General features: G+C 69.1%; 22 protein-coding genes and 2 pseudogenes. 13 read left to right on the forward strand and 11 right to left on the reverse strand.

The features are described 5' to 3' along the window. Positions 1–205: 205 nt before the first annotated feature. From MJQ72_RS28650 to MJQ72_RS28665, 3 genes and pseudogenes are all read left to right on the forward strand, one after another. A complete protein-coding gene (locus tag MJQ72_RS28650) occupies positions 206–1294 on the forward strand; it encodes an acyltransferase (RefSeq protein WP_240594199.1) in 1089 nt (362 codons plus the stop codon). 143 nt (positions 1295–1437) lie between these two features. Next, positions 1438–5046, forward strand: a complete 3609-nt coding sequence (gene metH, locus MJQ72_RS28655) for a methionine synthase (RefSeq protein WP_240594200.1) — start codon at positions 1438–1440, stop codon at positions 5044–5046. A gap of 12 nt (positions 5047–5058) precedes the next feature. After that, a pseudogene (locus tag MJQ72_RS28665) lies at positions 5059–6494 on the forward strand (PLP-dependent aminotransferase family protein). Here MJQ72_RS28665 and MJQ72_RS28670 read toward each other — a convergent pair. Continuing rightward, complete coding sequence (locus tag MJQ72_RS28670) at positions 6491–7219, reverse strand: alpha/beta fold hydrolase (protein WP_240594203.1); 729 nt, start codon at positions 7217–7219, stop codon at positions 6491–6493. The pseudogene MJQ72_RS28665 and the gene MJQ72_RS28670 overlap by 4 nt on opposite strands. Before the next feature lie 48 nt (positions 7220–7267). Between MJQ72_RS28670 and MJQ72_RS28675 the strand changes: the two genes are divergently transcribed. Beyond that, the gene (locus MJQ72_RS28675; RefSeq protein ID WP_240594204.1) at positions 7268–8518 is read left to right on the forward strand and encodes a cytochrome P450; all 1251 of its coding nucleotides are present in this window, start codon (positions 7268–7270) and stop codon (positions 8516–8518) included. A gap of 52 nt (positions 8519–8570) precedes the next feature. Here the strand turns inward: MJQ72_RS28675 and MJQ72_RS28680 are convergent, their stop codons facing one another. Next, positions 8571–10028, reverse strand: coding sequence for an MFS transporter (locus tag MJQ72_RS28680; RefSeq protein WP_240594205.1), 1458 nt, complete (start codon positions 10026–10028; stop codon positions 8571–8573). A gap of 86 nt (positions 10029–10114) precedes the next feature. On the opposite strand from MJQ72_RS28680, the gene MJQ72_RS28685 reads away from it, so the two are divergent. After that, a complete protein-coding gene (locus MJQ72_RS28685) occupies positions 10115–10501 on the forward strand; it encodes a MarR family winged helix-turn-helix transcriptional regulator (RefSeq protein ID WP_240594206.1) in 387 nt (128 codons plus the stop codon). A gap of 64 nt (positions 10502–10565) precedes the next feature. Here the strand turns inward: MJQ72_RS28685 and MJQ72_RS28690 are convergent, their stop codons facing one another. Beyond that, positions 10566–11462, reverse strand: coding sequence for an LLM class flavin-dependent oxidoreductase (locus MJQ72_RS28690; protein ID WP_240594207.1), 897 nt, complete (start codon positions 11460–11462; stop codon positions 10566–10568). Between the two features lie 114 nt (positions 11463–11576). Here MJQ72_RS28690 and MJQ72_RS28695 point away from each other — a divergent pair, with 114 nt between their 5' ends. From MJQ72_RS28695 to MJQ72_RS28715, 5 genes are all read left to right on the forward strand, one after another. After that, entirely contained in the window at positions 11577–11999 is a 423-nt protein-coding gene (locus MJQ72_RS28695; protein WP_240601441.1) for a hypothetical protein, read from the forward strand. Then, positions 11993–12208, forward strand: a complete 216-nt coding sequence (locus MJQ72_RS28700; RefSeq protein WP_240594208.1) for a helix-turn-helix transcriptional regulator — start codon at positions 11993–11995, stop codon at positions 12206–12208. Before MJQ72_RS28695 ends, MJQ72_RS28700 begins: the two co-directional genes overlap by 7 nt. A gap of 14 nt (positions 12209–12222) precedes the next feature. Further along, positions 12223–13185: an NAD(P)-dependent alcohol dehydrogenase gene (locus MJQ72_RS28705; RefSeq protein WP_240594209.1), complete on the forward strand. Its 963-nt coding sequence runs from the start codon at positions 12223–12225 to the stop codon at positions 13183–13185. Between the two features lie 83 nt (positions 13186–13268). Then, positions 13269–14804 (forward strand): alkaline phosphatase, encoded by a 1536-nt coding sequence (locus tag MJQ72_RS28710; RefSeq protein WP_240594210.1) that lies wholly within the window; start codon positions 13269–13271, stop codon positions 14802–14804. Between the two features lie 163 nt (positions 14805–14967). Continuing rightward, positions 14968–15309, forward strand: a complete 342-nt coding sequence (locus MJQ72_RS28715) for a hypothetical protein (RefSeq protein WP_240601442.1) — start codon at positions 14968–14970, stop codon at positions 15307–15309. A 37-nt stretch (positions 15310–15346) separates the two neighbouring features. Here MJQ72_RS28715 and MJQ72_RS28720 read toward each other — a convergent pair. Together MJQ72_RS28720 and MJQ72_RS28725 are read right to left on the reverse strand one after the other, a co-directional pair. Continuing rightward, positions 15347–16209 (reverse strand): annotated as a pseudogene (locus MJQ72_RS28720) (alpha/beta fold hydrolase). A gap of 28 nt (positions 16210–16237) precedes the next feature. Further along, on the reverse strand, positions 16238–17062 hold the full coding sequence (locus tag MJQ72_RS28725) for an ANTAR domain-containing protein (protein WP_395868912.1): 825 nt from the start codon (positions 17060–17062) through the stop codon (positions 16238–16240). A 347-nt stretch (positions 17063–17409) separates the two neighbouring features. On the opposite strand from MJQ72_RS28725, the gene MJQ72_RS28730 reads away from it, so the two are divergent. After that, the gene (locus tag MJQ72_RS28730) at positions 17410–18177 is read left to right on the forward strand and encodes a hypothetical protein (protein WP_240594211.1); all 768 of its coding nucleotides are present in this window, start codon (positions 17410–17412) and stop codon (positions 18175–18177) included. Continuing rightward, complete coding sequence (locus MJQ72_RS28735; RefSeq protein WP_240594212.1) at positions 18174–18833, forward strand: SpoIIE family protein phosphatase; 660 nt, start codon at positions 18174–18176, stop codon at positions 18831–18833. Before MJQ72_RS28730 ends, MJQ72_RS28735 begins: the two co-directional genes overlap by 4 nt. A 6-nt stretch (positions 18834–18839) precedes the next feature. Here MJQ72_RS28735 and MJQ72_RS28740 read toward each other — a convergent pair whose 3' ends face one another. The 6 genes from MJQ72_RS28740 to MJQ72_RS28765 all read right to left on the reverse strand — a co-directional run bounded on the left by MJQ72_RS28740 (position 18840) and on the right by MJQ72_RS28765 (position 25398). Then, entirely contained in the window at positions 18840–19394 is a 555-nt protein-coding gene (locus tag MJQ72_RS28740) for an isochorismatase family protein (RefSeq protein WP_240594213.1), read from the reverse strand. A 67-nt stretch (positions 19395–19461) separates the two neighbouring features. Then, positions 19462–20289, reverse strand: a complete 828-nt coding sequence (locus MJQ72_RS28745; RefSeq protein WP_240594214.1) for an acetylxylan esterase — start codon at positions 20287–20289, stop codon at positions 19462–19464. Positions 20290–20427: 138 nt separating this feature from the next. Next, positions 20428–20979, reverse strand: coding sequence for a hypothetical protein (locus MJQ72_RS28750; RefSeq protein ID WP_063270762.1), 552 nt, complete (start codon positions 20977–20979; stop codon positions 20428–20430). Positions 20980–21230: 251 nt separating this feature from the next. Further along, positions 21231–22412, reverse strand: a complete 1182-nt coding sequence (locus tag MJQ72_RS28755; RefSeq protein WP_240594215.1) for a cysteine desulfurase-like protein — start codon at positions 22410–22412, stop codon at positions 21231–21233. Positions 22413–22492: 80 nt separating this feature from the next. After that, a complete protein-coding gene (locus MJQ72_RS28760; RefSeq protein WP_240594216.1) occupies positions 22493–24478 on the reverse strand; it encodes a peptidase S8/S53 subtilisin kexin sedolisin in 1986 nt (661 codons plus the stop codon). 116 nt (positions 24479–24594) lie between these two features. Then, positions 24595–25398, reverse strand: a complete 804-nt coding sequence (locus MJQ72_RS28765) for a sulfite exporter TauE/SafE family protein (RefSeq protein ID WP_240601444.1) — start codon at positions 25396–25398, stop codon at positions 24595–24597. Between the two features lie 91 nt (positions 25399–25489). Between MJQ72_RS28765 and MJQ72_RS28770 the strand changes: the two genes are divergently transcribed. After that, positions 25490–26263, forward strand: a complete 774-nt coding sequence (locus tag MJQ72_RS28770) for a helix-turn-helix domain-containing protein (protein WP_240594217.1) — start codon at positions 25490–25492, stop codon at positions 26261–26263. The last annotated feature ends 20 nt before the right edge of the window (positions 26264–26283 follow it).

The raw sequence follows: 26283 nt of genomic DNA on the forward strand, positions 1-26283 counted from the left end.
CCCTTGATCCTTAAGGCGGTGATCCGATTTCAAGAAAACAGATAACCATTGATGATCAGCCGTTGCCAAGCAACGGAACACGCTGTAGCTGTCTTTACTACGCACAGGAAACACACAGCCCCTCACAGGAACCGCCATTTCACCCTTTAGAGTGACGCATCCGCATCGGGCCCGGCTACCGGTGACGTTCCTGGGGGTTCAAAGCATGATGACGCACGAGCAGTACCTGTCCACGAAGAGATTCCCGGCCCTCGACGGGCTGCGCGCGATCGCCGCGCTCCTCGTGGTGGTGTTCCACTACGGAGGACCGTCGTGGGCCATGGCCAACGGGTGGATCGGCGTCCACCTGTTCTTCGTTCTTTCCGGTTTCCTGATCACCACGCTGGCACTGCGTGAAGAAGACAAAAACGGCAGGATCTCGCTCGCGAACTTCTACATCCGTCGCGCGTTCCGCATTCTTCCCGTGTATTTCGCGGTTCTGGGCATCATCATCGTGTTCACCTATCTCCGCGGCCAGTACACCTCCAGCGGGCTCGCCGGAGCGATGCCGTACTTCCTGACGTTCACCAACGAATTCGCCCACAACGCACCTTTCGGTCAGTCGTGGACGCTGGGTGTCGAGCAGAAGTTCTACCTCGTCTGGCCGTTCCTGGCCTTCGGCATCGCGGCATTGAGCTTCCCGAAGAGGCTCGGCCTGGCGATCAGCCTGATCGCGCTCATGATCGCCCTGATCCCGGTGATGCCGTACGCCGGCGCCTACTCGCCCATCATCATCGGTTGCGCGCTCGCCATCGGCCTGCACTACCGCAAGGGGTTCGCGGTCCTCCGCGTCTTCACCCACCCGCTGGCCAGCTTCGTCCTGCTCGCGGCACTCGTCGTCCTCCAGATCCATGTCACCGACATCGAGGCCTTCTTCCACGACGGCGGCACGATCGGCGGCACCACGTACGCGGTGCTGGTCGCACTGTTCATCACCTCGCTGATCCCCCGCGGTCCGATCGCCTGGCTCTTCTCGACCCCTCCGATGCGGTTCATCGGCGAGCGGTCGTACTCCGTCTACCTCCTGCAAGGGGTGGCGGCGACCGTGGTCGCGCTGTCGATTCCCCAGCTGGGCGTCCACCGGACGCTGACCGCGATCGCCGTGACCGTCGTCGCCTTGATCATCTCCGACGTCCTCTACCGCTGGGTCGAGGTGCCGATGATCGAAGTCGGCCGCAAACTGGTCGCCCGGCGCAGGCCCGCACCGCCCCGTCCCACGATCCGGGAAGCCGAACCCGCCCTGGCCAGCGGCTGAGCGATTCGGGCGGATCACCCTTGTGCGGGTCCGGTACTCTGGTCGCCAAGGTCGAGAGGCGCTGCAACGGACCGCGGGGTCCGCCACGCTCGGCCCCGGACTTCACCGCAAGGGCGCCTCCCACGACATGGGAGGAGCGCTGGATGGAAACGACCGCCCTGCGAAAGCTGCTGGATGAGCGCATCGTGGTGCTCGACGGCGCGTGGGGGTCGATGCTCCAGAACGCCGGCCTCAAACCCGAGGACTACCGCACCGAGCGGTTCCAGGACCACCCTCGTGACATCACCGGCGACCCCGACCTGCTGAACATCACCCGGCCGGACGTCGTCCTCGACATCCACCGCCAGTATCTGGACGCCGGCGCCGACATCACGACGACGAACACGTTCACCGCCACCACCATCGGCCAGGCGGATTACGGGCTGGAGCATCTCGCGTACGAGATGAACCTCCGCGGCGCCCAGATCGCGCGCGAGGCGGCGGACGCGGCGGGCGGGAAGTTCGTCGCCGGGTCGGTCGGGCCGCTGAACGTCACGTTGTCGCTGTCGCCCAAGGTCGAGGATCCGGCGTTCCGCGCGGTGACCTTCGACGAGGTGTACGCCGCGTACGCCGACCAGATCAAAGCGCTCGCCGAGGGCGGCGTCGACCTGCTGCTCATCGAGACGATCTTCGACACCCTCAACTGCAAGGCCGCGATCGCCGCGGCCCGTGACGTCGCACCGCATCTGCCGCTGTGGATCTCGGTGACGATCGTCGACCTGAGCGGCCGGACACTGTCCGGGCAGACGGTCGAGGCCTTCTGGAGCTCCATCGAGCACGCGGATCCGCTGCTCGTCGGCGTCAACTGTTCGCTGGGCGCCGAGGAGATGCGCCCGCATATCGCCGAGCTGTCCCGCCTCGCGGGCACGTACACGGCCTGCCACCCCAACGCTGGCCTGCCGAACGCGTTCGGCGGGTACGACCAGACGCCCGAGGAGACCGGCGGGCTGCTCGGCGACTTCGCCACGGCCGGGATGGTCAACGTCGTCGGCGGCTGCTGCGGCACGACCCCCGCGCATATCAAGGAGATCGCCGACGCCGTCCGGGGAATGGCGCCGCGGACCGTGCCGGATCCGAAGGCGCACACCCGGTTCAGCGGGCTCGAGCCGTTCGAGATCGGCAAGGACACCGGGTTCGTCATGATCGGCGAGCGGACCAACGTCACCGGATCCGCCAAGTTCCGCAAGCTGATCGAGGCCGACGACCATCAGGCCGCCGTCGACGTAGCGCTGGAGCAGGTCCGCGGCGGGGCGAACCTGCTGGACGTCAACATGGACGCCGACCTGCTCGACAGCGAAAAGGCGATGACCACGTTCCTGAACCTCATCGCCACCGAACCCGAGGTCGCCCGGCTGCCGATCATGATCGACAGCTCGCGCTGGACGGTCCTCGAAGCCGGGCTGAAATGCGTGCAGGGCAAGGGAGTCGTCAACTCCATCAGCCTCAAGGAGGGCGAGGAGCAGTTCCTCCAGCAGGCCCGCCGCATCCGCGACTACGGCGCCGGCGTGGTCGTGATGGCCTTCGACGAGCAAGGCCAGGCCGACACCGCCGACCGCAAGGTCGAGATCTGCGCCCGCGCCTACGACCTGCTGACCCAGCAGGCCGGTTTCGTCGCCGAGGACATCATCTTCGACCCGAACGTGCTCGCGGTCGCGACCGGGATCTCCGAGCACAACGGGTACGCCAAGGCGTTCATCGACGCGTTGCCGCGGATCAAGGAACGCTGCCCCGGCGTGCACATCAGCGGCGGTATCTCGAACCTGTCGTTCTCCTTCCGCGGCAACAATGTCGTGCGCGAGGCGATGCACTCGGCCTTCCTGCTGCACGCCGTGCGCGCCGGGCTGGACATGGGCATCGTCAACGCCGGGCAGCTCGCGGTCTACGAGGACATCCCCAAGGATCTGCTGGAACTGGTCGAGGACGTGCTCTTCGACCGCCGCGAGGACGCCACCGACAGGCTGGTCACGTTCGCGGAAACGGTCAACGGCAAGGGAACCAAGCGCACGGTCGACCTCTCCTGGCGGGAGAATCCGGTCGAGGCCCGCCTCAGCCACGCGCTGGTGCACGGCATCGTCGACTACATCGAAGAGGACACCGAGGAAGCGCGCCAGAAGCTGCCGAGGCCGCTGGAGGTCATCGAAGGCCCCCTGATGGACGGCATGAAGATCGTCGGCGACCTGTTCGGGTCCGGCAAGATGTTCCTGCCGCAGGTGGTCAAGAGCGCGCGCGTGATGAAGCGGTCGGTGGCCTACCTCGAGCCGTTCATGGAGGCCGAAAAGGAGAAGGCGCGCCTCGAAGGCCGGGTCGAAACCCGCCAGGGCAACGGAAAGGTCGTCCTGGCGACGGTCAAGGGCGACGTGCACGACATCGGCAAGAACATCGTCGGCGTCGTCCTCGGCTGCAACAACTACGAGGTGATCGACCTGGGCGTGATGGTCCCGGCTTCGGTCATCCTGGACACCGCGGTCTCGGAGGGCGCCGACGCCATCGGGCTCTCCGGCCTGATCACGCCGTCGCTGGACGAAATGGTCAACGTCGCCGCCGAAATGGAGCGGCGCGGGCTGAAGCTGCCGTTGCTGATCGGCGGCGCGACCACGTCGCGCCAGCACACGGCGGTCCGCATCGCGCCCGCGTACGAGCACACGACCGTGCACGTTCTCGACGCCTCCCGCGTCGTCGGTGTCGTCGGCGACCTGCTCGACGCCGACCGCGCCGAGCTCCTCGACAAGAAGAATCGCGAGGATCAGGAAGAGCTGCGCGTGCAGCACGCGAACAAGCAGCGGACGCCGCTGCTGACGGTCGAGGAGGCGAGGGCCAACCCGGAGAAGGTCTCCTTCGACGACATCCCGGCGCCCGCGTTCACCGGCGTCCGGTACGTCTCGCCGTCGCTCACCGAACTGCGCGAGATGATCGACTGGACCTTCCTGTTCCTGGCCTGGGAGCTGAAGGGCAAGTACCCGGCGATCCTGGACAACCCGGTGGCGCGCGAGCTGTTCGAAGACGCGAACACCCTGCTGGACCAGATCATCGCCGAGGAGCGATTCCAGGCGAAGGGCGCGTACGCGTTCTGGCCCGCGCACTCCGAGGGCGACGACATCATCCTCGAGTCGGGCCTCAAGTTCCCGATGCTGCGCCAGCAGACCAAGAAACCGCTGTCGCGGCCCAACCGCTGCCTGGCGGACTACATCGCGCCGGCGGGTGCCGGCGACCACCTCGGTGGCTTCGCGGTCACCATCCTCGGCGCCGAGGACTTCGCCGCCGAGTTCGAGGCCAAGCAGGACGACTACCGCGCCATCATGGTGAAGGCGCTCGCGGACCGGCTCGCCGAAGCGTTCGCCGAGCATCTGCACCTCCAGGCCCGGCGGGACTGGTTCGAGCCGGACGCCGATCCGAAGCTGGAAGACCTGCACGCCGAGAAGTTCCGCGGCATCCGCCCGGCACTGGGTTACCCGGCGAGCCCGGATCACAGCGAGAAGCAGGAGCTGTTCGACCTGCTCGACGCGGGCAGCTTCGGCATGGGGCTGACGGAGTCGTTCGCGATGACACCGGCGGCGAGTGTCAGCGGGCTGATCTTCGCCCACCCCGCTTCGCGGTACTTCACCGTCGGGCGGCTGGGCAAGGACCAGATCGAGGACTACGCGGCCCGTCGCGGCCTCGAACTGTCCACTGTGGAACAGTGGCTCCGCCCGAACCTCGCCTACGACCCCGAATGACACAATGATCCGGTGACTGCCGAGGGCTCGGACTTCCTGCAGCTGGACATCGGGGACGCACCGCCGGGGCGCCGGTCGGACTGGCTGGCGTCGCGGTTGCGGCACGCCATCTCCGACGGCCGCCTGCCGGTCGGCAGCAGGCTGCCCGCCACCAGGGCACTGGCCGCGGACCTGCGGGTCTCCCGCGGTGTGGTCACCGAGGCCTACCAGCGGCTGGTCGAAGACGGTCACGTCGCCGGCCGCGGCCGCGCGGGCACGGTGGTCGTCGCGGCGCCGGCGAGGACGAAGGAGCAGACCGCGCCCGGTCCCCGGCCGCGGGCACGATCTTCCGGCCCACCCCCGGGATCGGCGTCTTCGACTCGCTGCGGGCGACCCCGGCGAGGATCGACCTGTCCCCCGGCGTGCCGGATCTGACGGCCTTCCCGCGTACGGCCTGGTTACGCGCGGAACGCACCGTGCTCAACGACCTCTCGGCGGCGGCCTTCGGCTACGGCGACCCGCGGGGCGCGCCCGCGTTGCGGCTGGCCATCGCGCATTGGATCGCCCGCACCCGGGGCATCACCGCCGACGCCGACGACGTGCTGATCGTCGCCGGGGTCGCGCAGGGCCTCGGCTTGCTGGCACAGGTGCTGCGCGACAACGGGATCTCCGAGATCGCCGTCGAGGATCCGAGCTCGCTGGGCGCGCGGCAGCATCTGCACGACCGGCGGCTGGCGACACCGCCGATCCGGGTCGACGAAGACGGGGTCGACGTCGACGAGCTCGTGCGCAGCGGCGCGCCCGCCGTGCTGCTCACGCCCGCGCACCAGTTCCCGACCGGTGTCGTGCTCGGCGGGGAACGCCGTCGTGAGCTCATGCGCTGGGCCGCGGACGGCGGGCTGATCATCGAGGACGACTACGACGCCGAGCACCGCTACGACCGCCCGCCGGTCCCCGCGCTGCGCTCGATGCTCGCCGAGCAGGTCTGTTACGCGGGCAGTGTGTCGAAGTGGCTCGCGCCCGCGCTCCGGGTGGGCTGGATGCTGGTGCCGCCGCGCTACCGGGACGAGGTGGTCGCGGCCAAACGGTTCGCCGACCTCGGCAACGCCGTCCTGCCGCAGCTGGTGCTCGCGCATCTCATGGAATCGGGCGAGATGGAACGGCAACTGCGGTTCGTGCGCAAGCGGCATCGCCGCCGCCGGGACGCGATGATCGAGGCGCTCCGGACGCATCTGCCGGACGCCGTGGTGCACGGTGCCGCCGCCGGGCTGCATCTGACGATCACCTTCGACGGCGACTTCTCCGATCTCGACTTCGCCGCCGCCGCGCTGGAGCGGGGGGTGAAGGTGCAGCCGCTGTCGTGGCACTGCCAGCGGCCGATGAATCCCGGCCTCGTCCTCGGGTACGGGGCGAGCCCGGCGAGCGACATCGCCGAGGGCATCGCCGTCCTGGGCGAGATCGGTCGCTAACCGCCGAACTGCCCGAGGAAGGCCAGGAGCACGGCCGGGTCTTCGACGTGCGCGTTGTGGCCCAGCCCGGGAAGTTCGACGGACGCCTCGCTGAGCGCGCGAAGCTGTTCGGGGCGGCTCATGGGGTCGTGCTCGCCGGCGGCGAGGGCGACCGGGCAGCGCGCCGCGCCGAGCAGGCCGGGCATGTCGGGGGCGCCGACGGCGAACGCGCGGGGATCCAGCGCCAGCCGCCAGCCGCCCTCGGTTTCGACGATGCCGTCGGGATCCGCTTCGGCCAGACCGGTGAGCCCGGCGATCTTGAGGAACGCTCGTTCGGCGTCCTCACGGGCCGGGAAGACCCGGGGCGGTTTCGCCGCCATGTCGGCGGCCTTCGCGAGGTCGGACTCGCTCCAGTCGACCTTGACGCCCACCGCGAGCAACCCGTCGACCCGGAGCCCGAACCACCCGCTGGCCAGCGCGAGCCCGACCACCCCGCCCAGGGAGTGGCCGATCACCAGCAGCGGACCACGTTCCGGGAGCGCGTCGGCGACAGCCGCGGCCAGGCCGCCGAAGGAGTAGTGCGCCGAATGCGGGGATGCCCCGTGACCGGGGAGATCGGGCGCCAGCCAGCGGTAACCGGGTTGCAGCATCAGGCCGTCCCAGACCGCTCCAGTCGCGCCGAGGCCGTGCAGCAGGAGCACGGCGGGGCCTTCGGTTCCGGCGGTGCGCATCTTCAGCGTGTCCACCGGACGGATCTTTCCTCAGTCCCTGGTGTGCGGGCTAGTGTCGACGCCGTGATCACCGATCCGGACGTATACACCCGAGGCGTGCCGTACGAGCACCTCGCGGCGCTGCGCCGGGAGTCGCCGGTCGTGCGCGTGGACGATTTCTGGGCCGTGCTGCGGCATTCGGACGTCAAGCACGTGCTGAAGAACCCGAAGCTGTTCTCGTCGCACCTCGGCGGGACACAGATCCGGGATCCCGCGACCGAGCAGGACCTCGGTTACGTCCGCCGGATGATGCTCAACATGGACCCGCCCGAGCACGCCCGGTTGCGGGGCCTGCTCACCAAGGCGTTCACGCCGCGCGCGGTCGGCAGGCTGACCGAGCGGATCCAGGGCTGGGCCAGGGAACTGATCGCCGGGGTCCGGGAAGACGGCGAGTGCGACTTCGCCACCCTCGCCGCCGATCTCCCGTTGCTGACGCTCGCCGAGGTCTTCGGGATCCCCGAAGAGGACCGGCGGCTGATGTACGACTGGAGCAATCGCGTGATCGGCTACCAGGACGCCGACTACGCGGTGAGCGCGACCGTCGAGGCGGGCGACGTCACCGATCTCGCGCGGGCGGCGCTGGCGGTGCGGCCCGTTCCGGGGCCGGACGGCGCGATGCCCGATCCGCGCACGCGCGCCGGGATGCCGGATCTCTACGCGTACGCCACCGCGCTCGGCGAGTACAAGCGCCGGCATCCGGGCGACGACGTGATGAGCAACCTGATGGGTCACGTGGAAGACGGCGGACGGGTTTCGATCGCGGAGTTCGAGAACCTGTTCTGGCTGTTTTCCGTGGCGGGCAACGAAACACTGCGCAACGGCATCCCCGGCGGGATGCTGGCGCTGCTCTCGCATCCGGATCAGTACCGGCGGCTGCTGGCCGATCGTTCGCTGCTTCCCGGTGCGGTGGAAGAGATGTTGCGCTTCTGGACGCCGGTCATGCACTTCCGCCGGACCGCGACCGAGGACGTCGTCCTGTCCGATGTGGACATCCGCGCGGGCGAGAAGGTGGTCGTCTGGTTCTCCGCCGCGAACCGCGACGAGTCCGTTTTCGAAGACCCGGACCGGTTCGACATCGGCCGCACTCCCAACGATCACCTGACCTTCGGGCACGGCCCGCATTTCTGCCTCGGCGCCCAGCTGGCGCGGGTGCAGCTGCGCGCGATGTTCGAGGCTGTGCTGGATCTGCTCGGCGAGGCCGAACTCGCCGGTGAACCGGTGCGGTTGCGGTCGAACTTCCAGAACGGGCTGAAGTCCCTGCCGATCCGCTGGTAGCGAGAGGCCCCTTCCCGCCCCGAGCGCGGGAAGGGGCCACCTCACCCCCTGGTCATTCAGCGGCGGCGTACTCCGGTTCGGCGACGGCGGAGCGGGCTTCGGCCTTGCGCAGGCCGACGACTCCGGACAGCGCCACCAGGACACTGATCACAGCGATGCCGGTGACGACGGTCAGCGCGGGCGCCAGACCGTTCAGCAGCGCCGCCGGGCCGGTGGCCCCGCCCGAGTTGCCGGTCAGGACCGCGGTCACCACGGCGAGCCCGATCGCGCCGCCGACCTGGATCGACGTGTTCAGCAGTCCACCGGCGAGCCCCTGCTCGTCGTCGGAGATGCCGTTGGTCGCCTGGATGTTCAGCGACGAGAACGCCAGCATGAAGCCGATGCCCAGCAGGATCATGCTCGGCAGCACCGAGCCGGCGTAGCTGGAACTCTCGTCGATCCTCAGGAACAGCGCGTACCCGATGACGTGGGCGACGACACCGGCGAGGATCGTGCGCGGGGTGCCGAGCCGGTCGATCAGCGGCTCGATCCGAGGCGAACCGAAGGCCACGATCAGCGCGGCGGGCAGGAAACCGAGCGCGGTCTGCAGCGCGGACCAGTGCAGCACGGTCTGCAGGTACAGCATCACCACGAACTGGAAACCGATGTAGGCGCCGAAGAACGTGGCACCGCCGAGGTTCGCGCGGGCCAGCGGGCCGGAGCGCAGGATGCCGAGCCGAAGCAGCGGGTGCTTGCTGCGCTTCTCGATGAACACGAAGGTGGCGAGCAGGGCGAGCGCGAGGGCGAACGAGATCAGCGTCCGCGGCGCGGCCCAGCCGATCTCCGGCGCTTCGACCACGGCGAAGACCAGCAGGAGCGAACCGGCGGCACCGGTGATCGCGCCCGGGAAGTCGTAGCCGCCGCCCGTCTGCGGCTGGTACGACGGGATCAGCTTGATCGCGGCGACCAGCGCGGCGATCGCGATCGGCACCGGCAGCAGGAACGTCCAGCGCCAGCCCACCTCGGTGAGCAGACCGGAGAAGACGAGGCCCGCGGAGTAACCGCTGGCGCCGAAGACGGCGAAGATGCTGATCGCCCGGTTGCGGGCGGGGCCTTCGTGGAAGGTCGTGGTGATGATGGACAACGCGGCCGGTGCGGTGAACGCGGCGGCCAAGCCCTTGATGAAGCGGGTGGCGATCAGCAGCGCGCCGTCGTCGACGAGGCCGCCGAGCAGGGAAGCGAGCGCGAAGACCGCGACGGCGACGAGGAAGACCCGGCGCCTGCCGAGCAGGTCGGCGGTGCGGCCGCCGAGGAGCAGCAGGCCGCCGTAGCCGAGCACGTAGGCGCTGATGATCCACTGCAACGCGCCGGTGGAGAGGCCGATGTCGGCCTGGATGGACGGGAGGGCGACGGCGACCATCGACACGTCGAGCGCGTCGAGGCCGACGACAACGGACACAGTGAGCAGGACACCCCAGAGGCGCGCGTCCCACCTTGTCGAGCTGGTGGACAGCTGCACGGAAGAACTCATGATCCGTACAGTACATGCACACGCATCTAATGCAAGTGCATTTAATGACTTTGCATAAAATTCACGTGCATGCTATCTTGGGCCGCGTGAGCGACGTCGCCGAAGAAGACCTGCTGCGGGAGTGGCACGACCTGTCCGCCCGGCATGCGGCGGTCTACGGCCGGCTCGAGTGCCGCCTCCAGGAGCGCCACGGTCTCGGAGTCACCGAGTTCGAAGCCCTCGAACGCCTGGTGACCTGCGTCGTCGGCAAGTGCCGCGCGGCCGATCTGACCGAGGTCGTGCACCTGAGCCAGAGCGCCACCTCGCGGCTCGTCGCCCGCCTCGAGCGCGAGGGCCTCGTCCAGCGCGCGCTGTGCGAGTCGGACCGGCGCGGCATCTTCGTCGTCGTGACCGACGAGGGCCGCCGTCGCTACGAAGAGGCGAAGCCGACACACCGGTCGACCCTCGAAGAGACCCTCACCGTCGACGCCTGACCTCGCGCCTCGTGAGTGGCAAGGACGGTTCTAACCGTCCTTGCCACTCACGAGGCCATGGTGGTCAGCCCCGGGCCAGCTCCTCGCGAACCGCGGGGACGACTTCGTTCCCCCAGCGGCCGAGCGCGCTGTCGGTGGAGGTCCCGTCCTCGACCGGGAAGTAGACGAACCCCGCCGCGCCATGGTCGCGCACCGCCGTGACCAGCTCCTCGGCCCACTGTTCCGGCGAACCACCGACCCAGCGCCCGTCGCCGTCGCGCGGGGACGCCACCGGGTTTTCCGTTATGCGGCCGGGAAAGTTGTAGATGGTCGCGACCTCACCCGGGTCCCGGCCCGCGTCGACGGCCGCCTGGTCGATCACCGGGCGCGATTCGGCGAATCGCGGGCTGAGCCAGTCCGCGGCGTGCCCCGGGATCCAGCCGTCGGCCAGTTTCCCGGTCACCGCGAGGGATTTGGGCCCGACCGCGCCCGTCCACACCGGCGGCGCCGCGGCGGCCGCCGGCGCCAACCCGTCGACGGAGTAGAACTCCCCCTCGAACGTCACCGGCGCCCCACCCCCGGACAGCGCCTTGACCAGGGTGATCGCCTCGCCCATCGCCCGGACCGCCTCGGCGGGCGTCCGATGCTCCACCCCGAGTTTGGCGATCTCCCGCCAGAGCCCGCCCGCGCCGATCCCGAGCGCGACACGACCGCCGGAAAGCGCCGAAAGCGACGTGATCGTCCTCGCCAGCATCGGCGCCGGACGACTCGGCAGGTTGGTGACGTTGACGGCGGCCGTCACGTGCGACGTCCTGCCGAGGATCACGCCCAGTGCGGCGTAGGCGTCCAGCCGGTCGGCGAAGTACGGGTGATCGGACAAGCTGACCAGGTCAAGACCCGCGCGGTCGGCCTGTTCGGCGTGCCGCAACAGGTCGTCCACCTCGCCGACGCCGGTTTCGAGGCCGAATCCGAACAGTGCCATCACCACTCCTTAAGTTCGTAGTACGCACTATTTGTATCACGAACTAGTTCTCGGTGTCGATGTAAAGGATATTTGACATGATGTCTAGAACTCTTTACCTTGGCTCTCGTGGCGATGGAAGAGAAACGCGCATGGATCATGGTGGTGGTCACGATCTGCGCCTACGCGGCGTATCTGGTCGTCGTCCTCGGCCGGGCGGGCTCCGGCCCGCTCGTCGATGTCCCCTACGTGGCGACGTTGCTGTGGACGATCGGGGCGGCCATCGCGGCCTCGATCGTGCTGAACATCGCCGCGGCGATCGCCTCACCGCGTGACGCCGGCCGCAAAGACCAGCGAGACCGCGAGATCGACCGGTTCGGTGAGTACATCGGACAGTCGTTCGTCGTGATCGGCGGCGTCGCGGCGCTCGTCATGGCGATGGCGGAACTGGACCACTTCTGGATCGCCAACGCCGTCTACCTCGCCTTCGTGTGCGCGTCCCTGCTCGGCTCGATCGCGAAGATCGCCGCGTACCGCTGGGGATTCCAGGCATGGTGAAACCGACCAAGGTCACGAACTCCATCCGCGCCCTGCGGTTCGCCGAGGGCGAGATGACCCAGGCCGAACTCGCGGACCGGATCGGCGTCACCCGCCAGACGGTCATCGCGATCGAGCAAGGCCGCTACTCGCCGTCGCTCGAGATGGCCTTCCAGATAGCCCGTGTGTTCGGCGTCGGGCTCGACGACGTTTTTCAGTACCCAGACTAGGAAAAGAGGCCGCCGTGAAGGCGATCGTCCAGAACGAGTACGGCACCGCCGACGTCCTGAAGCCCGCCGATCTACCCGAACCCGAAGCGGGGCCGGACGGTGTGGTCGTGCGGATCCGGGCGGCGGGGGTCGATCCCGGAGTCTGGCACCTCATGGAGGGCTCTCCGTATCTGGTGCGGCTGATGGGTTTCGGGGTACGGAGACCGAAGGCCCGTGTTCGCGGGCTGGACTTCGCCGGTGTCGTGCACGCCGTCGGCGGCGACGTGACGCGATTCCGCCCCGGCGACGAGGTTTTCGGTACCTGTCAAGGATCTTTCGCCGAGTACGCACTGACCACAGTGGACAAGATCGCCCGGAAACCCGAGCGGCTCGGCTTCGACGAAGCGGCGGCCATCCCGATCTCCGCTTTCACCGCGCTCCAAGCCCTCCGGGACAGAGGCCGGGTCGCTCCCCGGCAGAAGGTCCTGATCATCGGCGCGGGCGGCGGCGTGGGCACCTTCGCGGTGCAGATCGCCAAGGCGTTCGGCGCCGAGGTGGACGGCGTCTGCGGCACCGGCAAGGTCGGCCTGGTGCGTTCGCTCGGCGCGACCCGGGTCTTCGACTACACCCGCGAGGACTTCGGCGGCGGCTACGACCTCATCGTCGACACCGCCGGCAACCGGTCGCTGACCTCGCTGCGGAAGTCCCTTACCCCGCGGGGAACCCTCGTCCTCGTCGGTGGCGAGAGCGAGGGGAAATGGATCGGCGCGATGGGCCGCAATCTGCGGGCGCTCGTGCTCGGGCCGTTCGTGAAGCAGAAGCTGCGCGGCCTCTTCTCCACGGAGAACCACGACGATCTGCAGACGCTGCGCGCCCTCATCGAGGCCGGGAAGCTGACGCCGGTCATCGACCGGGCCTACTCGCTGGCCGAGGCACCCGAAGCGGTCCGCTACGTACGGGAAGGACATACGAGCGGCAAGGTCGTCATCACCGTCTGATGTTCTCCCCCACGTCGATCTCCGGTCATCTCGGCGGTGTTCGGTGTCGGAGAGCGATCCGACGAGCGCCGAGGAGACCACCGATGTCCGTCAACCGCCGGGACCTGTTGCGAGGCGCCGCCACCGCGGGCGCGCTGGGGCTGGCTTGGCCGTTGAGTTCGCGGATGACGGTCGCGCAGGCCGAGGAGGCCGCCGCCGCACTGGGCGCGACCTGGGACGAAGCGCCGTTCACGCTGGGCGTCGCGTCCGGCGACCCGGTCCCGTACGGCGTCGCCCTCTGGACCAGGCTCGCGCCGAAACCGATGGAGTTCGAGCAGCCGCTGGACGACACCGTCGAGGTCGGCTGGGAGGTGGCCACCGACCGCGGGTTCCGCCGCCGCGTGGCGCGCGGGACGGCGGCCGCCACCGCCGGGCTCGGGCACAGCGTGCACGTGCCGGTGTCCGGGCTGGAGCCGGGCTCGCAGTATTACTACCGCTTCCACGCGCTCGGGAAGGTCAGCCGGGTCGGCCGCACCCGCACCGCGCCGGTCGGACCGGTGCGGCGGGTGCGGTTCGCCTCGGCGAACTGCCAGGCGTTCCACGACGGGTTCTACGCGGCGCACGCCGGGATCGCGCGGGAGGAGCTGGACTTCGTCGTCCACCTCGGCGACTACGTCTACGAGCACGGTCAGGTCGGCGGCAACCCGCTGCGCGACCACGAGGGTCCCGAGGTGCTGACCCTGCCCGCGTACCGGCGGCGGCACGCGCTCTACAAATCCGACCCCTCACTGCGGGACGCCCACGCGGCCCACCCCTGGTTCGTCACCTGGGACGACCACGAGGTCGTCAACGACTACAGCGGCACCACCCCGGCACTGCGGGCCCGGCGCTCTGCGGCGTATCAGGCCTGGTTCGAGCATATGCCGGTGCGCCCGGACCACCCCTCGACGCCGAGGATCCACCGGCAGCGCCGCTGGGGCGACCTCCTCGATCTGTCCATTTTGGACTTGCGGCAGTACCGGTCGGCGCAGAACCTTCCCGACGGCACGATCCTCGGCGCCGACCAGAAGGCGTGGCTCAAGGACCAGGTGACCGGTGCGGGCGAGGCCTGGCACTGCTGGGTGAACTCGATCATGTTGAGCCAGCTGGCGAAGCCCGGCGGCGGCTACATGTTCACGGACCAGTGGGACGGTTTCCTCGCCGAACGCAAGGAGGTGCTGACCCACGTGGCGCAGAGCGGCCTCGAAGACCTCGTGGTGATCACCGGCGACTGGCATTCCGCGTTCGTCGACGACATCCGCGCGGACTTCGCGGATCCCGCCACCCCGGTGATCGGCACGGAGTTCACCGCGCATTCGATCACCTCCGGCGCCTACTCCCCTGAGTGGAACGCCACGAACGGACCGAAGATGGGCGCGGCGAACCCGCACCTCAAGTACTTCGAGGGCGACCGGTACGGCTACGACGTCTACGAGGTCACCCCGCGCCGCTGGAGCACGCACATGCGGGTGATCGGCGACCGGCGCGACCCGCGCTCCCCGGTGAGCACCTTGACGACGTTCCACGTCGACCGCGGCAGGCCCGGATCCTATGAGGACCGGTCCACCATCACCTCCCCGGCGCAGTACCGGCGACGCTAGGCCAAAAGGGGAGCCGGGAACTCAGAAGAGGGGCGGGCGACGCCCTTTCGGAGCAGCGCGGTTCACCGCACGCGTTCTCGTTTCACCTGCCCGATGAATTCACGACAATTCTTCCGTGCAGCTAATCTGGCCTTTCCACTGGGCACCAGACGCGGGAGAAACAATGAAGAAGAAAATCGCCGCTTTAGCCATGGCCGCCTTTTCGGCGGCCGGTTTCCTGGCCGCCTCGCCGGCCGCCGCGGCGACCGAAGGCCAGTTCCCGCCCTACGGATGCGACAGCGATCGCTACGGAATCCTCTTCGGTGAGGGCATTTCGACGACCTGCTTCTCGCTGCCGAGACACTCGGAAACGTACCGGGTGGTCGCCCACTGCGCGTCCGGATCCTCCTTTTGGTACACCGTCGGGCATTGGGTGCCGATCGGTTTCGGCCCCTCGACGGCGGAATGTCACGGCGCACTGCTTTCGAGCGCATACGTGGCCGGATATCACGTAGACGACTTCTAATATCCGAATGGAACGATGTTGATCTTGGCGGCGCCGTTCAGCGTCCGCTCCCGGCTGGTCCCCACCGGCCCACTTCCGCGGTGAGCCACCGGTGCAGGGAAAAGGCCAGTTCGACCGGCGCGTCGTACTGGATCAGATGCCCGGCATCGGGAATGACGTCCAGGAGGGCACCGGGAATCGCGCCGGCGAGCTGTTCCGCGCGGTCCACCGGGATCCACGTGTCGTCCGCGCCCCAGATCACCTTCACCGGCAACGCGAGTTCCGGATAGCGGTCCTGGATCTCGTCGGTGTACCGGACGTCCGCCTCGGCGATCTGCCGGTAGAAGGCGCGTTGCCCCGCCTCGTCCAGCCAAGGGCCGGTCAGCGTGGCCAGTTGCGCGCCGGTGAGACCACGATGGGAGGCCGTCCCGATGTAGGACTCGAGCGCACCCCTGTGCACCGCCGGGGGTTGCGCCTGGAAGACCTCGGCGTTCTCGGCGACGAGCCGGAAGAACTCCGAACCCCATGGCCGCAGCGCGACGACGTCCACCAGCGCGAGCGAGGCGTATTCCGCACCGTGCAACAGCTTCGCGCGCAGCGAAACGGCACCGCCGTAGTCGTGGGCGATCACGTGCGGAGCGGCCAGCCCCAATACCTGAGCAGGTCGGCGAAGAGCTCGCCCTGCGTACCGAGATCGACCGCGTGGCCGGGGTCCTTCGACGAACCGCCGTATCCGGGCATGTCCCAGACGTGGACCGCGAACTCCTCGCTGAGCGCTCGTGCGAAGGGCGCCCACAGTTGCGCCGACCACGGTGTCCCGTGGCACAGCACCACCGGGGCGCCTTCGCCGAGGCGCTCCCACGCCACCGAACGGCCACGCCACTCGAACGTCCGCGACAACTCCAGCTCGCCGAAACCCATGATCGCGATCGTAGTGGCGCCCACCCGCTCAGTCGGGCAATTGCAGTTCCGTATGCCGTTTGGACAGCATCTCCGCCAGTTCCCGGAGTTTGACGTTCATGTTCTGCGACGTATGCCGCAACACCTCGAACGCCTCCGCGGCGTCGATCCCGCGCCGCGCCATCAGGATGCCCTTGGCCTGCCCGATCGCGTCCCGGCTGTCCAGCGCCTGCTGCAGCTGCTCCTCTTGGAGCTGACCGCGCGTGACCGCGTGCGTCGTCGCCAAAGCCAGCGACGCGTGCGTCGCCAGAAGCAGCAACACGTCGCGGTCGGCCCTGGCGATGCCGTGCGGACGGCGCGAGTAGACGTTCAGCGCGCCGGAAAGCTGCGAACTCGACGCTTCCGGCAGCAAGGCCGTCGAGACCAGCGAGTGGAACCCGAGCGCCGCGGCGGCGGGGCCGAAGCGCGGCCATCGGGCGTCTTCCGCGAGGTTGTCGCTGAAGGCCGCCGCCGGTCCCGAAACCCGCGCCGCTTCGACACAGGCACCCTCGCCGTACTGATACTGCAACTGGTCCAGTTCGCCGGCGATCTCGTCGGTGCCCATCGGGGTGTGGAACCCGCCGTCGGGATCGAGGAGGGTGACGCTGACCAGATCCGCACCCGGCACCAGGTCACGCGTCGCGAAGACCACTCGTTCGAGTACGGCCGCGATCGAGCCGGAATCCAGCAGCGCCCTGGTCAGGGACACGAACTGGTTGACCAGTGGCCCGGCGAGGAGCCGGGCGCCGTTTTCGGAGGTCACCGGCAGTTCGCCGTCGCCGACATCCTCGACGAATCGGTTCTTGTCCCGCTGCCAGTCGATTTCATCGTCCAAAGCCCGCCTCTCCCACTTCTGCACATCGGCGTGATGCACCACGGGAGCCACCGGCGGGAACCGGCGCCGAGCGCGCACCATCAACCGCCGCAACCAACCCGGTTACCGGCGGATCGGCGCTAACTTCTCAACGCTCAGAACCGCTTTCGGAAGCCGACCTTAGCCGAATGCGATCACCCCGCCTACCGCGACCCACGTTCGGCCCGTCCCGGATCGTCTCTTCCGGGCGCGCCGTCGATGAACCGCTCGGCCACCTGGCGTAACGCGGCACCTCCCGGCCATGTTTCATCCGGGGGCCCGGTTGGTATCCGGGCCGCGTATCGCCGAGCACTCCGGGGGTGGTCACTGTGTCCTCGCTCCAGGCCGAGGAGCAGCGGCGGATCGTCGCGGCCTGCTTCGCGCGCACCGGGCTCACGGTGGAGCAGCTGTGGCTGAGGTACTTCGCGCTCGGCGGTGACGTCAGCGAAGTCGAACTGGAGGCGTTCCTGCAGGGGTTGTTCCCCTTGCCCAGGATCCAACGGGACATGGTGGCCCACGCGGTCAACGAGCGCCTCGACGAGGTCTCCGGCGCACGACGCGCGCCGTACAGCCGCGACACCGGTGAGGACATCCGCCCTCGCGGCCCGCTGGCCGCCCTGGTGGGACTTCTCGACGGCGCCCACCGGGTCGCCCCGGAGCGGCTGCCCGAGGTCATCGCCGCGGCGGGGCGCGCGCTCGACCTCCGGATAGCCGTCTATCTCGCCGACTACGACCAGCACCGGCTCATCCCGTTTCCCGGGCCGTCGCCCGGCCGGGTACCGCTGGCCATCGAGAACAGCACCGCCGGGCAGGCGTACCGGCAGGCGGGCACCATGCTGGACGAAGACCCGGCCGGGCCGCGCCTGTGGGCGACGCTGCTGGACGGCGACGAGCGCGTGGGCGTGCTCGAGCTCGAAGCCGACGCGAACACGGACCTCAACGACCCCATGCTGCGCACACAGTGCCGCTGGCTCGCGTCACTGTCCGGCCACCTCCTCGCCGCCGCGATGCGCTACGGCGACGGCCTCGACCTGACGCGTCGCCGCCGGCGGCGCGGCCCCACCGCCGAACTGCTCTGGCAGCACCTGCCCCGTTGACGGCGGCGACGCGCGACGTCGTGGTGGCAGGCGGCGTCGAGCCCGCCTACGACCTTCGCGGCGTCACTTTCGACTACGCCCTCTCCGAAACGACGGCATGGCTGGCGATCTTCGACGCGGGCCGCGGCGCCGGCTCCGCGGGCCTGGTGGTGTCGGCGGCACTCGCGGCCTACCGGGCCGCCCGCCGCGAAGGCCACGGCCTGCACGGACAGGAAAGGGCTGTCGACAAAGCGCTTTCGACGCGGTTCGGCGTCGGCGCGACCGTCCGCGGGACCCTGGCCGAGGTGGACCTCGCCCTCGGGAACCTGCGCCACCTGGAAGCCGGTGGCGAAGCACCGCTCGTGCTCGGTACCGGGCACGGAGCGACCACAGTGGACAGTGCGCGGCGATCGCCGTTCGGCGCCGGGACGCCCGGCCGTGTCTCGACCGCCCGTCTCCGGCCCGGAGATCTCCTCGTCCTGCACACCGAAGGCCTCTCGGACGCGCGTTCCGCCGACGGCGCGCGGTTCTCACTCGCCGGAAGCCTGGACGCCAACGCCGGGAACGTACCGCCCGAAATCGCCCGCCGTGTGCTGCAAGCGGCGAAGTCCCACTGTCACAACACTTTCACCGGTGACGCCGGACTGCTGCTCGCTCACTGGCCGGGAACGCCGTGAAACCGCTCAGCCGGTGAAATCGACGTCTTCGCTCATCACCGTCCCTCCCTTCCGGCCGGGCGCGACGTGAAACCGCCAGTAGCGGTTCGTGTGCGCGATGGCCTGCTCCGGAGTGATCCCCCCGCTCGCCGACTTGTCCCCGGTCGTATGCGCGTCGCCGACCAGCGTCGCGTCGTAGCCGCGGACGATGGCGCCGTGCAGCGTCGAACGGATGCAGGCGTCGGTCTCGGCCCCGACGACCACGAGCCGTCCGACACCGCGTTCGGCCAGCACCTTCTCCAGATCGGTGTCCTCGAACGAGTCCCCGTAGGACTTTTCGACGAGTGACTCGGTTTCCTCCCGCTCCAGCTCGCCGACGATGCGCCATTCCTCGCTCCCGCGCACGAGCTCGTCGTCGGAGTGCTGCACCCACACGACCGGGACGCCTTCCCGCCGTGCCTTGCCGACGAGACCGCCGATGTTCGCGACCACGGCGTCGCGCTCGTATCCGTCGTCGACGACCGCGTTCTGGACGTCGACGACGAGGAGCGCGGTGTTCGGCCGGTTGTCGAGAGTGGTCATGACGGGTATCCCTCCAGGTCAGGCTGCTGAGGCAGACCCTAGCCCGGACCACCGACAAGAACGGCGATCAAGCTCCCGGAACGGCCAGCGCCTTCGCGTTGCGCTGGACATCGGACCACGCGCCGTCGCGGCACAATCCGCAGGACGGGCCGAAGAACTCCGCACGGGCCCGTTCGTCGCCGGAAAGCCAGAACCGGAACCACGCCGTGATCGCGCCACGGAACCCGCCTCCGTCGCCGACGGGCGTGAAATGGGTCGCCCCGCCGAGTTCGCCGTAGACCGCGGGGACCTGGTCCGCGAGGCGGTAGCGCGGAATGACCAGCAACGCGGGGATGACGATGGTGTCGAACTGGCCGCCGAGGAAGAACGAAGGGCCCTTGAGCGCCGTGGCGGAGCCCTGCGGTCCCGGCTCGATCGGGATCGTGGTGGTGACGCGCGGGTCGGCTCCGGCGACGATCGCCCCGCCCCCGCCCTGGGAATGCCCGGTGGCGCCGATGTGCGCGGTGTCGATCTTCCCCTCGTAGCGGCTGCCGGGACGGGAGTTCTCGGCGATCAAGGTCGTGGCTCCGGCCAGCATCTCCTGCCCTGAACCGGCGTTCGGCGTGTCGGCCGCCGCGACGACGAAACCGTGGGAGGCCAGATGCCGCAGCAGGCCGTCATAGATCTTCGGATTCGCACCGGTCCCGTTGCCCCACAGGATCACCGGATGCCTCTCCAGCCGGGAAGGCCGGTACACGGTGTGCGCGCTGTCGAGGGCTTCGACGGTCACCGCGTACGGGCCTGGTTCACTCCACCGGGTGTCGATGCCGGTCGCGGCCGTCGCGGCGGGCGCGAGGCCGACGGTGGTGACCGCGACCATCCCGGCGATCAGTGTCCGTGCGCGAAGTCTCCCCATGGTGGTCACCCGTCCCGTTCCGCCAGGGCCCGTCGCCCACGGCGCTCCTTCTCAGGGTGTCGGTACGGTCACCGTAGGTCCATGGGGCCGATCACAAGATCGGGCGGACGACTCTTGTGATCGGCCCCAAAGCGACGATCAGCCGACCAGCTGCCACAGATAACTCGGGCTCTTCACCGGTGCGACGGCGTTCTTCTTCCAGAGGTACTTCACCTTGCAGGGCGGGACGATCCGGTACTTCTGCACGGTGAACGAACGGCCTTCCTTGTACTGCTGAAGCCGCAACGTCTTCCCCGCGGGCACAGTCGCGGCGTAGGACCACGAATCGGCCTTCGAGTAGCTCGCGCCGACGCTCACCGCCAGCGAGACACTCGCCTTCGCGAAGATGACACCCGCCTCGGCGCTGGTCGTGCCGGTGATGGAGGCGTTGACCGAAGAGGTCGTCGTCTTGTTGTAGGTGATCGTGCCCGGCCCGCGCAGGTAGTCGCTGCGCAGGTTCGTCTTCATCCAGGCCTTGGCACCGTTCGAGATCTTGTAGTCGGGCGGATCGTTGACCTCGGGGCAGGGCTGGATCGCGAGCGACGAGGGCCCGGCCCCGAGTGCCGCGGGCGCCACGCACAGCGCGCAACCGAGAAGAACAGAAGCGGCCACCGACCGGAAACGCATCGCGAACCTCCCGTTGTCGATCATGACCGAACGGTAGTACGGCTCCTGGAGACGGCGAGGAAATCCAACCTGTTCGGGTTACGGGAGGTAAGGCATCCCGGGGTTGCCTCCAGGAGTTCCGGCCTCTGGCGGTCAGGGCTCGGCGAAGTCGGGAGTGCGGCGGACGCGGGACTGTGCCGGCGGCCAGGGCCGAAAGCTCCTTTCGTCGCATCAGACGCGGCGAAAGGAGCTTTCAGCCCACAAGAAAAGCGCGGCGGCCGTGTCCACTGTGGTCCTCACCCGAACGTCGAAAGCCCGTCCAGCAACCTGTCCACGTCGTCGATGCTGGTGTACGGAGCGAGCCCGACCCGAAGCGCCGGATCCTCCAGCTTCAAGGCCGCGAACACTTCGTAGGCGTAGAAAGATCCCGCCGGCGCGACGATGTTCCTTTCGGCGAGAAGCCGTTGCGCCTCGCGCTCGCGGCCGCCGAGGCTCATCAGGACGGTCGGGGTCCGGTCCGCCGCCTTGCAGTGGACGGTGACGGCGTCGCCCAGCCCCTTCTCCAGCTTGGCGCGCAACGCGCTTTCGTGCTCGTGCAACGAGTTCATCGAGTTCGCGAGCCGTTCTCGTCGTGTCCCGCCCGCTCCGGGGTCCAGCGCGGCGAGGAAGTCCACCGCCGCCGTGGCGCCCGCGAGCATCTCGTAGGGCAGCGTGCCGAATTCGAACCGCTCGGGCACGGTGTCGGGCGACGGCATGAGCTTGTCCGGCTCGACGGTTTCGAGCAGGGCGGGCGACGCGCCGAGCACCCCGCAGTGCGGGCCGAGGAACTTGTACGGCGAGCAGACGAAGAAATCCGCTCCGAGCGCGGGCACGTCCACCAGTTCGTGGGCGGCGTAGTGCACTCCGTCCACGAACACCAGCGCCCCGGCGTCGTGGGCGAGATCGGCGATCCGGCGGATCGGCGGTTTGGTGCCGAGGACGTTCGAAGCCGCCGTCACCGCGACCAGCCTCGTCCGTTCGGTGAGGACCAGGGAATCGAGGTCGAGTTCGGTGGTCTCGGGGTCGATGTCGAGCCGCCGGACGGTCATCCCGGCACGTTCGGCGGCCTGGACCCACGGCCGGACGTTGGCGTCGTGATCGAGACGGCTGACGACGATCTCGTCGCCCTCGCGCCAGCTTTTGGCCAGGTGCCGGGAAAAGTCGTACGTCAGCTGGGTGGCGCTGCGGCCGTGGACGACGCCTTCGGCAGGTACGCCGAGGAAGTCCGCGTAGGCGTCGCGGAACCCCGAGACGGCGTTCTCCGCGTTGAGTTCGGACGGAGTGACCTTGCCCCGGTTCGACAACGGACCGGTCAGCGTCCCGGCGATGGCGTCGGCGACCGCCCGGGGTGTCTGGGTACCCGCGGGTCCGTCGAAGAAGGCGGTTCCGTCGGCGAGGGAAGGGAAATGGAGCCGGAGTGCGGCGACGTCGATGGCCATGTCCCCGACTCTGACATCCGGCGAGGCACGCGTAAACGCTTCGTGGCCGGAACCTTCTCCGGCCACGAAGCGTCTCGGACTCAGTACAGCGTCAGCCGGTACGCGCCGGACTGCGCGGTGCCGGCGAACAGATACCGGCCGTCCGCGCTGACCGCCAGGGAGAGCACCCTGGGATCGGGCAGCGCGCCGGGCACGGGCGACCAGGTGCGGCCGAAGTCCGTGCTGCGCAGCACGCCGCCGCCGGTCGAATTGCTCGCGAACCACACCCGGAAGTCGAACGGGTGCGGCAGGATCCGGCTGATCTCACGGGGGTCCTCGCCGTCGAGGACCCGGCGGAACGTCTTGCCGCCGTCCTCGCTCAGGTGGATGCCCGCGCCGCCGATGAGCATGCGGCCGCCACCCCATCGGCTGATCGAGATCGAACTGACCGGTTGGCTGGTGACGTGGGTCCAGGTCTTGCCGCCGTCGTCCGACCGGGACAGGCCGTCGGAGTCCCCGCCCCAGACCCGGTCCGGGTTCCAGGGATCACCGGCGAACGCGATGAAGCCGTTGTCGGTCGCGAGCTTTTCCCAGGTCTTCCCGGCATCGTTGCTGCGGTAGAGCACGTAACCGCTGGGCGCGAAGGCCGAGACGAGCACCCGGTCCGGATCGGCCGGGTGGGCGAAGATCGTCCTGGGGAGGCCTTCCTTCGCCTTCGCGGCGAACTGCCAGGTCCGTCCGCCGTCGCCGCTGCGGAGCACGTCGAGCGAGAACCCGTTACGGGTGACCTGCCAGACGACGTCCGGGCGGCCCGGCGAGACCGACAGACGCGCGTCCTCGTGCAGCCGGTCGGCCGGGTGCGACTGCCAGACCCGGTCCGCCGCGGCCACCTTGCCGCGCGGGAGCGGGGTGTTGTAGATCTCCTGCACGCCCGCCGCGACGACGCTCTCGCGCAGCAGGTTCCCGGTGGTCACGAGGTCGCGCATGGATTCGCCGGGGACGCCGATCTGCCGGTAGCCCCGCTTGCCCTCGTCCGCGTACACCCCTCGGTAGAGCGAGGAGATCAGCGTGGTGGCGGGTTTACCCGGTCCGGCGGGGAGGTCGATCATGTCGCTGACGCCTTCGCCCGCCGCGGGGACCGGTTTGCGGGTCCAGGTGCGGCCGAAGTCCGCGCTGACGTCTATGTCGTTATACGTCGACACGTACAGACGTCCACCGAGGAAGCGCGGTTCGCGCAGGGTCTGCTCGCCGGGATCGCGGCGCAGCACCGTCCAGGTCTTGCCGCCGTCGGTGGAGCCGTGCAGTTCGGGACCGACCGTGACCACGAGCCGCTCGCCGTCCGAAGCGACCTGGTTGATCTCGCCGTTGGTCCGGTAGACGAGTTCGGCCTGCGGCTCCTTGCCACTGACCCCGCGGACCACCCAAAGGGCGTACTCGGGGAGGACCGTCGTGAGGTAGGCGTCGTCGCCGACCATGATGAGCTTGAGCGCGCCGACCGGGGAGGCGTTCCCCTCGCGCGGCCAGGTCCTCGGCACGTCGTTCCAGTGCTCACCACCGTCGGTGCTGACGCTCAGCGAATCCATGTTCTGCACCACGACGACCCGGCCGGTCGGGTCCGTGGCCATGCCGAACGCGCCGTCGGGGTACCACTCGCGCAGGGTCTCCCAGGTCTGGCCGCGGTCGGTGGTCCGCACCAGCACGCCGCGCCACTCGCCGAGGAAGCCCGCCGGTTTGTTGCCCACCGCGAGGATCCGGTCCGGGTTCGCCGGATCGACGAAGAATCCCTGGATGGAGGTGTCTTGAGGCAGTCCGCGGCGCACGCTCCACGATGCGCCGCGATCGCCGGAAAGCCAGAGCGCGGGCGGGCTCGGCTGCATCATCGCCAGCCCGGCGGGCGAAGCGGCGAGCAGTCCGCCGACGCTGTTCGGGCCGATCGGTTCCCAGCCGCCGCGCGGCAGCCCGGTCGCGTTGACGTCGGCGGGCGGTGTCTGGGGTTCGGCGGTGGCCACCGACGTCGCCCCGGTGGTGCCGAGAACCGTCAGCAGCCCGAGAACGAACATGCGTTTGGTGATCGATCTCAGTTTCATGCGGGAGATCTTGGCGCAAGATCCGGAAAAGAGATAGAGGATTCGTCGGATCTTTGCCTGCCGATAACCCCTTGCCAGTTCCTTGATTCCTTGTCAAGACTTGACTTCGCGGAAACTCATCGGATGACTACGGCGATCAGCGCGGCGGCGAGCAGGCCGAGGTACGCGATCGCGTGCGCGCGGTCCGGGATCCGGCCGACCATCCGGCGCGTCACCGCGATGGTCGGCAGCGACCCGCACAGCAGCGCGCCCGCGGCCACCAGGTCGACGTAGCCGACGTGAGCGGCGCCCGAAGCCGTGCCCGTCGCCGCGAAGGCGTAGACGGCCGTGCCGATCACCGCCACGGGCAGGCTCAGCGGATTCGCCAGCGCGGTCGCGTCGGCCATCGGCAGTCCCTTGCGCCGCATGAGCGGCACGGTGAGGACGCTGCCCCCGACGCCGAGGAAGCTCGCGACGGCACCGATCCCGGTCCCGCCCGCGATGGCGGTGATCCCGCCGAGAGCGCGCGGCCCGTCATCGTCCCGCCTGCTCACGAACCCCTTCCGGGCGGCGCTGTCGACGATGGTCAGCGCGAGGTAGGCGACGAAGAGCCAGCGCAGGACACTCTCGTCTGCCACGGTGGCGGCGAAGGACCCGAGCACGGCGCCCAGACCGATGAAGGCGATGAGCGGCCACAGGTAGTCGCGGCGGAGCCGCCCCGTCCGAAGCTGGGCGAGGGTCGCGCTCCCGGCGTTGACCACCATCACCGCGGTCGACGTGGCCACCGCCACGTGCATCGCGCCCGATGCGTGTCCCGGATCGGCGAGCGCGAAGGCGTAGACGACGGGCACGGTGACGAAGCCGCCGCCGAATCCGAAAAGGACGGTGGTGACGCCGCTCAGGCAACCGAACCCGAGGAGCACCGAGATCTCGATCAGCACTCCCTCGACGGTAGGCCCGGCGGGCACGGCGGGCATTCGAAAGAGCGCCAGTTTCTTTCGCGGATCGGACACCCGGCGTAGGCTCGGTGAGATGCGCGACATCCCCATCGACGAGGTCGACCGCCTCGACCGCGCGGTGGTGGCGATCCGCACCGATTACCCACCGGGGCACCGGATCCTCCCGCATCGGCACCGGCGGGCGCAGTTCCTCTACAGCGCGACGGGATCGATGCGGGTCGAAACGGCCGACGGCACGTGGACCATCCCGACCCGGCGCGCGGTGCTCGTCCCGCCGGAGACCGTCCATCAGGTCTTCACGACGAACGTGAGCACCAGGAGCCTGTACATCGAGCCGAAGGCGGTGCCGTGGTTCCCGCGCCGCTGCCAGGTCGTCGAAGTGTCCGCGCTGCTGCGGGAACTTCTGAACGAGGCCGTGGAAGTGCCGGAGCTGTACGCCTCCCGGGGACGGGACGCCGCGGTCATCGGGCTGGCCCTGCACGAGATCCGCCGGTCCGCCCCGGTCCGGCTCGACCTCCCGCTGCCGAAGCACGAACGGCTGCGCGCGCTGTGCGAGTCCTTTTTGGACGCTCCGGACATCCACGATCCGGCGGGTGCCTGGGCCGGGCGGCTGCACGTGAGCGAGCGGACGCTGAACCGGCTCTTCACCGCGGAGACCGGGATGGGTTTCGCCCGCTGGCGGCAGCGGGCCTGCGTCCTGCATTCCCTGTCACTGCTGTCGGACGGCCTGCCCATCGCCGCGATCGCCGCCTCGCTCGGCTACGAGAGCCCCGCCGCGTTCTCGACGATGTTCACCCGGCTCATCGGCACCTCGCCGAAGGACTACCGCGCCGCGTCCGCGCTCTGAACCCCGGTGTCTCAAAGTGA

This window comes from Amycolatopsis sp. EV170708-02-1 (genome assembly GCF_022479115.1).
Classification (GTDB): domain Bacteria; phylum Actinomycetota; class Actinomycetes; order Mycobacteriales; family Pseudonocardiaceae; genus Amycolatopsis.

Excerpts from the sequence above, each read along its gene's own strand:
- MJQ72_RS28650 (WP_240594199.1), top strand. The coding sequence starts at position 206 with ATGATGACGCACGAGCAGTACCTGTCCACGAAGAGATTCCCGGCCCTC.
- MJQ72_RS28690 (WP_240594207.1), bottom strand. The coding sequence starts at position 11,462 with ATGGCACTGTTCGGATTCGGCCTCGAAACCGGCGTCGGCGAGGTGGAC.
- MJQ72_RS28760 (WP_240594216.1), bottom strand. The coding sequence starts at position 24,478 with ATGAAACTGAGATCGATCACCAAACGCATGTTCGTTCTCGGGCTGCTG.
- MJQ72_RS28695 (WP_240601441.1), top strand. The coding sequence starts at position 11,577 with ATGGAAGAGAAACGCGCATGGATCATGGTGGTGGTCACGATCTGCGCC.
- metH (WP_240594200.1), top strand. The coding sequence starts at position 1,438 with ATGGAAACGACCGCCCTGCGAAAGCTGCTGGATGAGCGCATCGTGGTG.
- MJQ72_RS28710 (WP_240594210.1), top strand. The coding sequence starts at position 13,269 with ATGTCCGTCAACCGCCGGGACCTGTTGCGAGGCGCCGCCACCGCGGGC.
- MJQ72_RS28700 (WP_240594208.1), top strand. The coding sequence starts at position 11,993 with ATGGTGAAACCGACCAAGGTCACGAACTCCATCCGCGCCCTGCGGTTC.
- MJQ72_RS28740 (WP_240594213.1), bottom strand. The coding sequence starts at position 19,394 with ATGACCACTCTCGACAACCGGCCGAACACCGCGCTCCTCGTCGTCGAC.
- MJQ72_RS28715 (WP_240601442.1), top strand. The coding sequence starts at position 14,968 with ATGAAGAAGAAAATCGCCGCTTTAGCCATGGCCGCCTTTTCGGCGGCC.
- MJQ72_RS28770 (WP_240594217.1), top strand. The coding sequence starts at position 25,490 with ATGCGCGACATCCCCATCGACGAGGTCGACCGCCTCGACCGCGCGGTG.
- MJQ72_RS28680 (WP_240594205.1), bottom strand. The coding sequence starts at position 10,028 with ATGAGTTCTTCCGTGCAGCTGTCCACCAGCTCGACAAGGTGGGACGCG.
- MJQ72_RS28745 (WP_240594214.1), bottom strand. The coding sequence starts at position 20,289 with ATGGGGAGACTTCGCGCACGGACACTGATCGCCGGGATGGTCGCGGTC.
- MJQ72_RS28750 (WP_063270762.1), bottom strand. The coding sequence starts at position 20,979 with ATGATCGACAACGGGAGGTTCGCGATGCGTTTCCGGTCGGTGGCCGCT.
- MJQ72_RS28755 (WP_240594215.1), bottom strand. The coding sequence starts at position 22,412 with ATGGCCATCGACGTCGCCGCACTCCGGCTCCATTTCCCTTCCCTCGCC.